Raw genomic sequence first — 13,310 nt, forward strand, 5'->3', positions numbered from 1 at the left:
GCTGATGAATATTGCATTGATAGCTCATGATAAGAAAAAGGATGACTTAATCCGTTTCGTACTTGCGTACCAGCCGATCATTGAGAAGCACACTCTTTTTGCTACGGGTACAACCGGAAAGAGGATATCAGAAGAAACGGGATTATCCGTTCATCGTTTCCGTTCCGGTCCATTAGGCGGGGATCAGGAAATTGGATCCTATATCGCAAATGATAAAATGGATCTTGTCCTGTTTTTCAGGGACCCGTTAACCGCACAGCCCCATGAGCCTGATGTGTCAGCTTTGATCAGGCTTTGTGATGTATATTCTGTCCCTTTAGCGACGAACATGGGGACAGCGGAAGTATTGGTGAAAGGGTTGGAAAGAGGAGATATTCAGTGGAGAGGCGTTAAAAACGAAAGGGAGGATTAATGTGACAAGAGAAAAAGTGGATATCCTTGCCTTTGGTGCGCATGCAGATGATGTGGAAATCGGGATGGGTGGAACTCTTGCTAAATATGCAGAGGCAGGAAAAAGGGTCGTGATCTGTGATTTGACCAAGGCAGAACTTTCATCCAACGGATCTGTCCCGGTAAGGGAACGTGAAGCGATGAAAGCTGCTGAATTTCTGGGGATAAGCGAGAGGGTGACACTTGACATCCCTGACCGCGGTATTTTCCTCACGGATGAAAATATTAGTAAAGTAGTGGCGGTCATTAGAAAATATAAGCCGAAAGCTGTATTTGCTCCATATGAACAGGACCGGCATCCTGACCATGGAAATGCTTCCAGGTTGGTGAGAGAGGCGTATTTTTCTTCGGGTGTACGGAAATTCAATCCTTCACTACCTGCACATAAAGCTGCACATCTGTATTTCTATATCATCAACGGTTTTCACAGACCGCATTTTGTCGTAAATATCGAAAGCCATATCGATCAGAAGCTGGGCAGTCTCCGGGCTTATGAAAGTCAGTTTGATAAAGGGAATAATGGTGTTTCGACACCATTGACCGAGCAATACATAGAAGCAATAGAAGCGAGAGAAAGAATGATGGGGAAAGACGCTGGAATGCTTTATGCAGAAGGGTTCTTCTCCTTTAACACGCTCATTCTGCATCACGACTTGTTAGGAGAATGACATATGAAATTGAAAATCGGAATTACTTGCTACCCTACGGTTGGAGGTTCTGGAGTAGTCGCCACTGAGCTTGGTAAATTGCTTGCTGAAAAGGGTCATGAAATTCATTTTATTACGTCCAGTATTCCATTCAGGATCAACAAAATGTATCATAATATCTATTTTCATCAAGTAGAAGTCAATCAATACTCAGTATTTCAATATCCCCCTTATGATATAGCACTTGCAAATAAGATGGCTGAAATCATCGAACGCGAAAACCTGGACATCCTGCACGTGCATTATGCCATTCCGCACGCGGTTTGTGCCATTTTGGGCAAGCAGATGGCTGACAAAGACGTGAAGATCGTGACCACCCTACACGGGACAGACATCACTGTACTCGGATATGATCCGTCACTTACGGGAGCAATCCGGTTTGGTATTGAAAAATCGGATGTGGTAACGGCGGTCTCCAATGCACTCGCAGACCAGACAAATGAGTTGATACGCCCTGATAAAGAGATAAAAACGGTTTACAATTTCATCGACGAGCGGGTATACCGCCATGTTGATTCAAGTCACTTACGAAAGGAATACGGCATCCACGAAGATGAAAAGGCAGTCATCCATGTATCTAACTTCCGCGGAGTGAAAAGAGTGAAGGATGTCGTATCATCTTTCAATCTGATACAAAAAAAAATTCCGGCAAAGCTTCTCCTCGTAGGCGATGGACCTGAAATGACTGTCGTATGTAAGCAGGTGAATGACCTGGGGCTGCGTGACCGGGTATTATTTCTTGGGAAGCAGGATAATCTGGAAGAACTATATTCGATCAGCGACTTGAAACTTCTGCTCTCAGAGAAGGAAAGCTTCGGTTTAGTTGCCCTTGAAGCAATGGCATGCGGGGTTCCATGCATCGGTACCGATACTGGCGGGATTCCTGAAGTCATCGAAGACGGCAGCAATGGCTATATTTGTGAGGTCGGTGATGTAGAAACAATTGCCTCAAAAGCAATCAGGCTGCTCGGTAATGATTCGCTTCATGAAACCCTATCGAAAAATGCACTTGAAACTGCGAGGACGAAATTTCATTCGAAAAAAATTCTCGAGCAATATGAGAAAATTTATAGAGAAATAATGTAAAACAGCTACTTTCGCTGTGAAAGTCGAGAGGATGTAAATATAATGCTGCCAACGATTTTCCAGGAAGCGATTCCACTTATAAAAAGAATAGAAGAAGCAGGGTTCCAGGCATATTTCGTGGGAGGGTCAGTAAGAGATTACCTTCTTGGAAGACCCATCAATGATGTGGATATAGCAACCTCGGCTTTTCCGGACGAAATAAAAAGCATTTTCCCCCGTACAGCCGATATCGGAATCCAACATGGAACCGTATTGGTAATCGAACCCTTTGGCGAATATGAAATCACCACATTCAGGACTGAATCAGAGTATCGTGATTTCAGGCGCCCCGATCAAGTGGAATTCATCCGTTCCTTAGAAGGGGATCTCAAGAGACGGGACTTCACCATGAACAGTCTGGCAATGGATGCAGATGGTGTGATGTATGATCCGTTTCAGGGTCAGGCGGATATAAAGCAGAGAATCATAAGAACGGTAGGGGCGCCCTCTGATCGTTTTTCAGAGGATGCTTTAAGGATGCTGCGGGGCATCCGGTTCGTCAGTCAACTCGGTTTTGACATGGAACCTGCCACCCGGAACGCATTAAAATTGAACGAGAACCTGCTGACACATATTGCAGTAGAACGAAAAACGATGGAATTCGAGAAGATGATGGGTGGGGAATACAAGGATCTGGCCATACATCTTCTTCTGCAATCATGTCTATTCAAGCAACTTCCTGGCCTTGCCGACAAGAGAAATACAATGGAAAAAATTGCGGACTTTCCTTTATTGAAATGTTTAAGTAAAGATCAGACTTGGCTGCTTTTATTAGCATGCATAGAAGAAAGACCTGCAGAATTTTTAAAAGAGTGGAAACTGCCTTCAAAGATGATCAAAGAGCGAACAAAAGAAAAACAGATACTTTCCATTCGTACAAAAGAAGGATGGACGAAGGAACTTCTCTATCAATCTGGTTTACAGAGAGCGAATAATGTAGAAAAGGTATATAACTGCCTTCACTCGATTTCACCCTCTTCCATTGGGAAATTGAAAGATGAATTTGAATCTTTGCCAATCAAAAGCCGGGAAGAATTGAATGTAACCGGCAGGGATCTTATGCAATGGACTGGACGAAAGGGAGGACCATGGATCAAAGAAGTCCTTGGAAATATCGAAATGGCGATATTACATGGAGAAGTCAGGAACGAACATGAGATGATTAGGAGGTGGATCGAAACATGCAGTCCATCAGAAAAAAACTGATTCAGGCTTTTTCAGAGTCAAATGGGGAATTTTTATCGGGCCAGGCGCTGGCGGATATTGCAGGGTGTTCCCGGACGGCCATATGGAAACATATAGAAGAGCTCCGCAAAGAAGGATTTGTATTGGAAGCTGTCAGGAAGAAAGGGTATCGAATCATTCATACACCCGATAGTGTCACCGAAAACAAAATCCGCCTGGGATTACAGACTTCAACTCTGGGGCAAGTCATCCACTATGAAGAATCTGTTCCAAGTACACAAAAGATTGCACATGATTTAGCAGGTAATGGGGCTGTCGAAGGCACTCTTGTCATTGCGGATGAACAGACTGCAGGAAGAGGGAGGCTAATGCGTGAATGGCATTCATCATCAGGCAGCGGGATTTGGATGAGTCTGATTTTAAAACCTCATCTGCCACCTCAGAAAGCACCGCAGTTCACCTTGATCACAGCAGTCGCGGTTGTACAAGCTATCGAGGAAGCAACGAATCTTCAACCTCAAATCAAATGGCCCAATGATATCCTGATTAATGGAAAGAAAGTGACAGGGATCCTGACTGAATTACAGGCAGAATCGGACAAAATCAATTCCATCATTATAGGGATAGGAATGAATGTGAATCATACCACCGATCACTTTCCCGATGAAATCCAATCAATTGCCACTTCGCTTGCAATCGAAAAAGGAGAGCAGCTGTCCAGGGCGGAACTTGTTCAGACGGTATTGGAAAGAATCGAATCACTTTATATTCTCTATATGAAAGAGGGATTCACTCCCATCAAACTATTGTGGGAAAGCTATGCCGTTTCTATCGGAAAAAGAATAAGGGCCCGCACAATCAATGGGACAATTGAAGGCACTGCACTGGGGATAACTCCTGAAGGTGTATTGAAAATAGAAGACAATGACGGTACCGTTCATCAAATCTATTCCGCAGATATTGAATTGAATATATAAGAATTGCTCCCGGGAGAGGAATGAAGATTAAACTTTATTCCCTCTCTTTTTTTTATGGTATAATTCAAATTGGGCAGTATCCAATGAACTGCACCCTGTAGTACAAAAAAAGATGAATACCAAATTATCTGCCTTGATCCATATTGGACTGGGACAGAGGGTCGAAACATTCATATTAGACACTTAGGATCCTTCTGTCATTTTTTCAGGAGGTTTTTTTATTGGCATGTTCTGTCAGCAATACTGTCGCTTGCCTGGACAAATTTCTCTCCTTACTGGGGAATCAGCACGGGACGGGAACAGAACATGACCAGAAAAGAAAGTGCTTTCATAGATGTTTCGTCTCCTCTGACTGTAAAGAAGGAGGAAAATATGAAACAGACAACGGATTTTTTAAAAATGAAAGAGGAATCTGAGAAGATTACGATGCTGACGGCTTATGATTACCCTAGTGCCAAACTAGCGGAAGAAGCTGGGGTAGAGCTCATTCTGGTAGGGGATTCACTTGGCATGGTGGTGCTCGGTTACGATTCCACTGTACCTGTGACTGTGGAAGACATGATTCACCATACAAAAGCGGTCAAAAGAGGTGCACCCAACACGTTTATCATCACGGATATGCCTTTTATGACCTACCATCTATCAAGGGAAGAAACGTTAAAAACAGCAGCTGGAATCATGCAGGAAAGCGGTGCACATGCTGTAAAGGTAGAAGGGGCGGGTGTGGTGATCGAACGCATTCAATCGATGACCGCCGCCGGAATACCTGTGATGGCGCATTTAGGTCTGACTCCACAATCTGTAGGTGTTTTAGGTGGATACAAGGTACAAGGGAAAACTGCGCAAGCAGCACAAATGCTGCTTGATGATGCAATTGCATGTGAAAAGGCAGGGGCATTCTCAATCGTATTGGAGTGTGTACCTAAACAATTGGCTAAAGAGATTGCGGAAGCTTTAAGCATCCCTGTCATCGGAATCGGGGCAGGAAACGAAGTGGACGGCCAAGTACTTGTCTTCCACGACCTTGTCAATTACGGCGTCGGCAGGGTGCCGAAGTTTGTCAAACAATATAGTAATATCTCAGAGACCATAACCTCGAGCCTTACCGGCTATATAGAAGATGTTAAGAGCGGAAGATTTCCTGAAGATAAGCACTCTTTTACGATGCGGGAAGAAGAATTGCAGATGCTTTATGGAGGAAGTAAAAAATGAAAACCATAACGAAACTTACTGCACTCCGTGAAGAAATGCATCAACATAATCAATCTGGCTGCTCCATTGGATTTGTCCCTACTATGGGATATCTGCATGAAGGACACCTGTCACTTATAAAAGAAGCAAGGAACAATAATGAGATCGTCGTCATGAGTATTTTTGTGAATCCATTACAATTCGGACCTAATGAAGATTTCAATCGATATCCGAGAAACATTGCACGCGACCGTAAGCTTGCGGAAAATGCGGATGTTGATATTTTGTTCATGCCGGATGCAGACGAAATGTACAAGGGGATCTTATCGGTTGAAATGAATGTAAAAGAACGGGTAAATATTCTGTGCGGAAAAAAGCGAGAAGGTCATTTTGACGGCGTTGTTACTGTTTTGACTAAGCTTTTTCATCTTGTGCAGCCGAGAAGAGCCTATTTCGGGTTGAAAGATGCACAACAGATCGCTATTGTAGAGGGACTCGTTGAGGATTATTTCTTTCCGGTGGAAATTGTACGGGTGCCGACTGTCAGAGAAGAGGACGGACTGGCCAGAAGTTCAAGGAATGTTTATCTTTCCTCAGAAGAGAGAAACGAAGCTCCCGCCATATATGAAAGTCTTATAGAAGCGAAGAAGAAGATCGAATCCGGCGAAGTGAGCACTTCAGCTATTATTTCGGGCATGAAAGACTTCATTCATAATGAGACTTCTGGCCGGGTCGAATATGTTGAAATCTATTCCTTCCCCGAACTGACGCCCATTCACGAATGGGACGGTGAAATCATACTGGCCATCGCCGTTCAGTTCCAAAAGGCAAGGTTAATCGATAATATCATCATCTCATTGGACAAAAAGGAGAATCAGCATGTATAGAACAATGATGAACGGAAAAATACACAGAGCCCGGGTTACAGAAGCAAACCTGGATTATGTGGGAAGCATCACAATCGATCAGGATATCCTTGACCGGGTGGACATGATGGCCAACGAAAAAGTCCAAATCGTCAATAACAACAATGGAGCAAGACTCGAGACTTATATCATACCGGGAGAAAGAGGAAGCGGTGTCATTTGCTTGAATGGAGCCGCAGCAAGACTCGTCCAGAAAGGCGATGTGGTCATCATCATCTCTTATAAAATGGTGGCCGAAGACATGTTGCGCACGCATGTCCCGAAAGTGGCCATCATGAACGAACACAATCAAATCATGGAAATGCTCGGAACAGAACCAGAAGCGACGATATACTGACTAATATATTTTTCAGTATGGGGAAAAAAGTGTTTTAGTCTAAGTAAAACCCGAACTAGTTTGAATCCTGATATTCAAACTAGTTCGGGTTTTTATTAGCTTTGTTCAAATGTCCATTTAGTTTCAGCTTGTTCCAGCGGTTGATTGGAGTGCAAGACGAAGACTCCTATCAGAAAAGCGGAAGGGCTTTGCTCATAGGCGTGTGGCATAAGGCGAATCGGCCACGAAGGCGTTCTTTGCCTTCTTGGTCGATTTGACTTATGTCATGTGCCTCTAAGCCCTGCAGCTGGACAATTCCTCCTCGAATTTAAAGGAGGCTCACGGGCTACCCGCGGAAAGCGAAGCCTTGCACGGAAATCATTAGCGGTATTTAGAGTCAACACTGGTCATGTTAGTCTTTAGGAAGTTGTTTTTTTTGTTTTGACTCAGCTTCTATTTAGTCCTTTTTTACAAATGTATACCTGGGAATCTGCCTTCTAATTTGAATTATGGTACACTAATTTAGAAATCATAATGTATAACTGAATTATTGAAGGATCTATATAAAGGCAGTGAGAAGATATGTACCCATTCAAATTAATCGTAGTAGACTTGGAAACGACAGGGAATTCTCCGAAAAGAGGAGAAAAAATAATACAAATTTCAGCCGTCATCATAGAGCACGGCAAGATTGTCGATCAATTTACATCATTTGTTTCTCCAGGTAAGCCCATTCCGCCTTTCATTGAAGAACTGACGGGAATAAATGATGAGATGGTCAAGGGGGCTCCTGCCTTCCATGAAATCGCCCCTAAAATCCTGGAACTATTGGAAAACGGGGTATTCGTCGCTCACAATGTGACGTTCGACCTTTCTTTTTTACAAGCTGAACTGGAAGAAGCCGGCTATTACACATTTAACGGTCCTGCATTCGATACAGTCGAATTAGCTAAAATCACGATGCCTTCAGCAGATAGTTTTAAGCTGACCGAGCTTTCTAATTCGTTGTCACTGAGCCATGTCAGACCGCACCAGGCAGATAGTGATGCCTATGTGACTGCGGAGCTTCTGCTTCACTTTATCCATAGGCTGGAGCTGCTCCCGCTCGTGACACTGGAGAAACTTCAGGTCCTCTCGGAATACCTGAAGAGTGACTTATCATTATTGTTCAATGAAATCGTCACTCAGAAACAAGGCCATGTGGAAGATCTGCCGCTTGAACTTGAAGTCCACAGGGGGATTGCACTCCGAAAGAAAAGTGATAGTAAGACAGCTTATGCTGCAGATGGAGATCCTATCGATCCTGATATCTTATCGAACCTGGAAATGCATCTTTCCCCTTATGAAAAAAGGGAAGCGCAAATCCAGATGATCGATGAAGTCAGTGAAACATTTCAGGAGGGCAGACATCTCGTAATCGAAGCGGGCACTGGAGTCGGTAAATCATTGGGGTATTTATTGCCTTCCCTCCAATTTGCGAAACAGCGGGATGATCGCGTGGTGATCAGCACCTTTACCACCCAGCTTCAGGAACAATTGATGCAAAAAGAAATCAAGCTGCTTGAAAAGGTAAGTCCTTTCTCATTTCAGACTGTGCTGTTAAAAGGAAAAAACCACTACATAAACCTATTTAAGTTTGAGCAGTCCCTGCGTGAAGGGGACTTCCAATATGATGTCGTCTTAACGAAAATGCAAATCTTGGTATGGTTGACAAGAACTGAAACGGGGGATGTGGATGAGCTGAACCTCACTTCCGGCGGACAATTGTTCTGGAACCGGCTGCGCCATGATGGATGGCACCTCCCGCACAGCAAGGACCCATGGGTTTCGAAGGATTTTTATCTGAATGCAAGAAAACGTGCCCAGGCTGCAGACCTCATCATTACTAATCATTCCATGCTGCTGTCTGATATCATAAACAAAGGGAATCTGATTCCATCCTATGATTATTTAGTGATTGATGAAGCACATCATCTTGAAAAATCGGCAAGGCAGCATTTGGGAATTGTATTGGACTATCTATCAATAAAGTTCTCGACCTCCCAGTTGGGGACTCTTGATCAAAAACAGCTTTATGGCCGTTTATATGGGCTTATGAATATGTACGATATCGAGGGCTCTCTCCACTCGTTTGAATTGGATTCCCATGTGCAAAGATTTTATATCGACCTGGAAGAAGCGATGACGGTTCTTGGCAATGTGTTTTTCAAGAACGCCAAGAAGAGGACAGGTGCCCAGAAGATACAACACAGGATATCGGAAGAGATGAAAATGAGCAGGAGCTGGCAGCCTGTTCAGATGGCAATGGAAAGAGTCATTTCGGGGATGAAATTAATCAATAAACAGTTTCAGGAGATCCTCGATACGATAAAATCGAAAAAGTTGAAACTGAAAGACAATGAAAAAGCACTTGTAGAGGAATTCCACAGTTTCCTGGTTGAATGGGGAGAACTGGAACAGCAGTTCAGAACCGTCTTCCTCAAGGAAATGACGGACTATGTCCTTTGGCTTGACGGAGATACGCGTTCGCTGCCAAATAGTCTCATCATTCAGGCGCAGCCAGTTGCAGTCGCTCAAAACCTGAAAGAGGAGTTGTTCGCAAAGAAGAAGAGTGTCGTGCTTACTTCGGCGACGTTGACTGTCAGTGATTCATTCGGTTACTTCCTGAACGAAATCGGTTTAAAGAAAGAGGAGATCAAGCAGCTTCAGCTTTCTTCCCCTTTTGATTATGCCCAGTCGGCGACTTTATTCATCCCTAATGATGTACCGGAGATCCAGCAAGTTTCGAACGAGGAATATATAGAAGGAATAAGTTCCCATTTGATCGGTGTCGCTCAAGCGACTAAAGGAAGAATGCTTATATTATTCACTTCATATGATATGCTGCGAAAAACGTATGAATTGATGAAAGAGAGTGGTCTGCTCGAAGATTATGTCCTGATGGCTCAGGGGATCACATCCGGAAGCAGGACGAGATTGACAAAGAATTTCCAGCGGTTTGATAAAGCCATCCTATTCGGTACCAGCAGTTTCTGGGAAGGCGTGGACATACCAGGGGAAGACCTGTCTTGTCTGGCTTTGGTGAGATTGCCCTTCTCGCCTCCTGACGAACCCGTCACTCAGGCTAAATCTGAAATACTTAAAGCACAGGGAAGGAATCCCTTCTCCAGTCATTCCCTTCCTGAAGCGATAATAAGGTTTAAGCAAGGGGTAGGAAGATTAATCAGAAGAAGCAGTGACCGGGGCATTGTCATTGTGTATGACCGGCGGATCAAGACGACCCGTTACGGCAAAGCTTTCATTCAATCGATTCCTGCAATGAAAGTAAGAGAGGGAGACCTTTCCGATTTGATCACATGGATTGAAGATTGGTTATGAATTATCTGAGAGACGAACCTGCTCATGCGACTAATCGCAAAGCATCGGGTTCGTTTTTTTATCCATTGAACGCCTGTAACCTCAAAGCGACACCGGTTAAATTTCATACTTTAACACATGATAAAGAGTAGATGAATTCTGGGGGCATGGGAATATGAGAGTCGTAATCTGCACGTTGTTATTATTCAGTATGATTGGACAGGTCAGTTTCGGGGTCAAGGTCCCTGAAGTTGACCTTAATTTATCACAGAGTGAATATGCCATCAGCTTTCTGCCTCTGAAGAAAGGTGAGGTTGCAGTGCTTCATGTGCCTGCCGGCAAGGATTATTTAATTAACACGGGACCGCTTTCTCAGATTGAAGAGCTGATCTATTACGTGAATCAACTGCATATCAAAAGAATCGAAGGGATCATCCTCACGGAGAAAGCCGAAATATACATAGATACCATTAAGGAGCTCAGGAAGGGATATTCAATTAAACAAATCATAACGGGTGCCTCTTTTTCAGGTAAGCTCGCCGGTACTTTGAAAGGTGTGCAGAGTCTGACAGAAGGTGAAACATATCCTATATCAAGGGATCTTTCAATGGAAGTGGTCCACGAAGGGAATGAAAAGCAGGAGGGTCTGGACTTCTCACTTACTTTTTTTCAACATCGTTTTCTATGGCTGAGTTCTCAATCCAGGCATGCAGAAGATGTTTTCATGTCAAAACCATTGAAAAATGTTAACATTGTAAAAATCCCGCTTCATTCAAAGACGGAGTGCATCTCAGACCCGTTGATCAAACATATTGATCCACAGACGGCATTGCTATACCGGTCGAAAGAAAAGTTATTGAATGGGGACTTGCTTGAAGCGATAAATGAAGCGTGGATCGACCTTTACTTAACGGGGCAGCATGGGTTGATCTCGATAAAATTCAATAGAAGTAATTATGAAGTGATCACCTTTGATCAATATGATGTTGCCTATCATGCATAAAAAGTGAAAGGTTGATCCGTCCGTAAACCTAATAATATGAAAAGGAAGAGAATGAAAAAAGTTTTTTGAGTTTCTGTCTACCATATGCAAGTGTAATGTTGTTATAATGTGTGTAGTGATTCTTGAAGACAAGGGTGAAACAGCATCCATCCACCATAGAGATGGACAGAAGATGAAGGGGGAATCTGCATTGGAGAGCAAAATTGAAATTCTTTCCACAGTTCGAATTTCATATACAGATGAATTATATAAAGTAGTGGATGCTTTGAATAGAACATTAAAAAAAGATGATTACATGTTTGGTTTAGCCTTGGATCCTGAAGATCAAAGTCAGGCTGTACTGACCATTTATCGTACATAAAGAGGAACTATTATGAAAAAGTGGATAAGCATTATCATAGCGGCTGCCATCCTTGTGATCGGCACGGCTTCTGTCATTCTGTATCAAAGCGCAAGAGCTCCGGTAGAGGAAGAAATTGATAAGGCATCCAAACGTGTGCTGGATGAGACACCTATTAAAGAAATAGATCAAGCAAACATCTACCATGGAGCCAATGCTTATACAGTGGTTATCGGAAAAGACGGCGACAACGAAAAAATGGTTGCTTTCGTTCCTGAAAAAAAAGGGGAAATTATCGTCAAACAATGGGCGGATGGCATTTCGAAAGAACAGGCAATTAATAAACTAAATGATGAAAAGAATCCCGAAGAGATATTATCAGTGAGATTAGGCCATGAATCAGTCGGTCCGGTTTGGGAAATTACCTACCTAGACAATCAGAAAAATCTCAATTATTTTTATCTGCTTTTCTCCAACGGGGAATGGTGGAAGAAAATCGAAAACTTATAAGCTATTAGGAGGAACCCATCGATGAACCTATCTTTAGCCAACAGAGTGAGTGCATTAACACCTTCAACAACTTTGGCGATCACAGCGAAAGCAAAAGAAATGAAAGCACAGGGGATTGATGTAATCGGACTTGGAGCGGGTGAACCAGATTTCAACACCCCTCAGCATATCATCCAGGCTGCATACGAATCATTAATGGAAGGACACACAAAATATACTCCTTCGGGAGGAACTGCACAACTGAAAGAAGCTGTCATCCATAAATTCAAGCGAGATCAAAATCTGATATACAAACCTTCAGAAATCATCGTAACAAGCGGAGCAAAACATGCACTATACACCCTCTTTCAAGTATTGTTGAATGAAGGGGATGAAGTGATCATCCCGACCCCATATTGGGTAAGTTACCCGGAACAGGTTAAGCTCGCGGGCGGGAATCCCGTCATTGTAGAAGGTAAGCAGGTGAATTCATACAAAATCACACCTGAACAATTAGCTGACTCCATTACGGAAAAGACAAGAGCCCTGATCTTAAACTCCCCGAGCAATCCGACTGGCATGATTTATTCGACGGAGGAGTTAAAGGCAATCGGGCAGGTTTGTCTGGAGAATGATATCCTGATTGTATCCGATGAAATTTATGAAAAGCTCGTTTATGATGGAAGTGTCCATACGTCCATCGCAGAACTTTCTGATGAGCTCAAAGAACAGACGATCATTATCAATGGTGTATCAAAGTCGCATTCCATGACGGGGTGGAGAATCGGTTATGCAGCAGGAAATAATACGATCATCAAGGCGATGACCAACCTTGTCAGCCATTCAACCTCCAACCCTACAACCACATCTCAGTACGGTGCGGTGGCAGCATATATGGGCGATCAACAGCCTGTGGAAGAAATGAGAAAAGCGTTTGAGGAACGGCTGAATATAGTGTTTGAGAAATTGAACAATATTCCTGGATTTGATTGTTTAAAGCCTCAAGGAGCTTTTTATTTGTTCCCGAATGTAAAGGAAGCAGCTCTCCTGACCGGATATGACAATGTGGATATTTTTGTTCAAGCCCTGTTAGAGGATGCGAAAGTGGCGGTTATCCCCGGATCGGGATTCGGATCGGAAGATAACATCCGCTTGTCATATGCAACAAGTCTTGAGCAAATTGAACAGGCAATCGAAAGAATACATGAATTTGTCTTAAGCAAAAGTAAATAACTAAAGGACGG

Annotated in this window: 13 protein-coding genes; all 13 read left to right on the forward strand. The window is 43.2% G+C overall.

Annotated features, from left to right (window positions below; all coding sequences use genetic code 11):
- The first annotated feature begins 4 nt into the window (after positions 1-4).
- The 13 genes from mgsA (at position 5) to V6B33_RS15690 (ending at position 13,299) form a co-directional block, all read left to right on the forward strand.
- Positions 5-412: a methylglyoxal synthase gene (gene mgsA, locus V6B33_RS15630; protein WP_334218687.1), complete on the forward strand. Its 408-nt coding sequence runs from the start codon at positions 5-7 to the stop codon at positions 410-412.
- Position 413: 1 nt separating this feature from the next.
- Entirely contained in the window at positions 414-1,118 is a 705-nt protein-coding gene (gene bshB1 / locus V6B33_RS15635) for a bacillithiol biosynthesis deacetylase BshB1 (protein WP_334218688.1), read from the forward strand.
- A 3-nt stretch (positions 1,119-1,121) separates the two neighbouring features.
- The gene (gene bshA, locus V6B33_RS15640) at positions 1,122-2,243 is read left to right on the forward strand and encodes an N-acetyl-alpha-D-glucosaminyl L-malate synthase BshA (protein WP_334218689.1); all 1,122 of its coding nucleotides are present in this window, start codon (positions 1,122-1,124) and stop codon (positions 2,241-2,243) included.
- A 42-nt stretch (positions 2,244-2,285) separates the two neighbouring features.
- A complete protein-coding gene (locus tag V6B33_RS15645) occupies positions 2,286-3,488 on the forward strand; it encodes a CCA tRNA nucleotidyltransferase (protein ID WP_334218690.1) in 1,203 nt (400 codons plus the stop codon).
- Positions 3,464-4,444, forward strand: a complete 981-nt coding sequence (locus V6B33_RS15650) for a biotin--[acetyl-CoA-carboxylase] ligase (RefSeq protein ID WP_334218691.1) — start codon at positions 3,464-3,466, stop codon at positions 4,442-4,444. The genes V6B33_RS15645 and V6B33_RS15650 overlap by 25 nt, the downstream gene beginning before the upstream one ends.
- 372 nt (positions 4,445-4,816) lie before the next feature.
- Positions 4,817-5,656, forward strand: a complete 840-nt coding sequence (gene panB / locus V6B33_RS15655; protein ID WP_334218692.1) for a 3-methyl-2-oxobutanoate hydroxymethyltransferase — start codon at positions 4,817-4,819, stop codon at positions 5,654-5,656.
- Positions 5,653-6,522 carry a pantoate--beta-alanine ligase gene (panC, locus tag V6B33_RS15660; RefSeq protein ID WP_334218693.1) on the forward strand — a complete coding sequence of 290 codons (870 nt, stop codon included), beginning with the start codon at positions 5,653-5,655 and terminating at the stop codon, positions 6,520-6,522. The genes panB and panC overlap by 4 nt, the downstream gene beginning before the upstream one ends.
- Positions 6,515-6,898: an aspartate 1-decarboxylase gene (panD, locus tag V6B33_RS15665; protein WP_334218694.1), complete on the forward strand. Its 384-nt coding sequence runs from the start codon at positions 6,515-6,517 to the stop codon at positions 6,896-6,898. The genes panC and panD overlap by 8 nt, the downstream gene beginning before the upstream one ends.
- 561 nt (positions 6,899-7,459) lie before the next feature.
- A complete protein-coding gene (gene dinG, locus V6B33_RS15670) occupies positions 7,460-10,255 on the forward strand; it encodes an ATP-dependent DNA helicase DinG (protein WP_334218695.1) in 2,796 nt (931 codons plus the stop codon).
- Positions 10,256-10,409: 154 nt separating this feature from the next.
- Positions 10,410-11,237 (forward strand): hypothetical protein, encoded by an 828-nt coding sequence (locus V6B33_RS15675; RefSeq protein ID WP_334218696.1) that lies wholly within the window; start codon positions 10,410-10,412, stop codon positions 11,235-11,237.
- A gap of 190 nt (positions 11,238-11,427) precedes the next feature.
- A complete protein-coding gene (locus tag V6B33_RS15680) occupies positions 11,428-11,598 on the forward strand; it encodes a YpmA family protein (protein WP_334218824.1) in 171 nt (56 codons plus the stop codon).
- A 12-nt stretch (positions 11,599-11,610) separates the two neighbouring features.
- Entirely contained in the window at positions 11,611-12,087 is a 477-nt protein-coding gene (locus tag V6B33_RS15685; RefSeq protein ID WP_334218697.1) for a cell wall elongation regulator TseB-like domain-containing protein, read from the forward strand.
- Positions 12,088-12,108: 21 nt separating this feature from the next.
- The gene (locus V6B33_RS15690; protein WP_334218698.1) at positions 12,109-13,299 is read left to right on the forward strand and encodes a pyridoxal phosphate-dependent aminotransferase; all 1,191 of its coding nucleotides are present in this window, start codon (positions 12,109-12,111) and stop codon (positions 13,297-13,299) included.
- Positions 13,300-13,310 lie beyond the last annotated feature (11 nt).

The organism is Mangrovibacillus sp. Mu-81 (assembly GCF_036867415.1).
Classification (GTDB): Bacteria; Bacillota; Bacilli; order Bacillales; family Bacillaceae_B; genus Rossellomorea.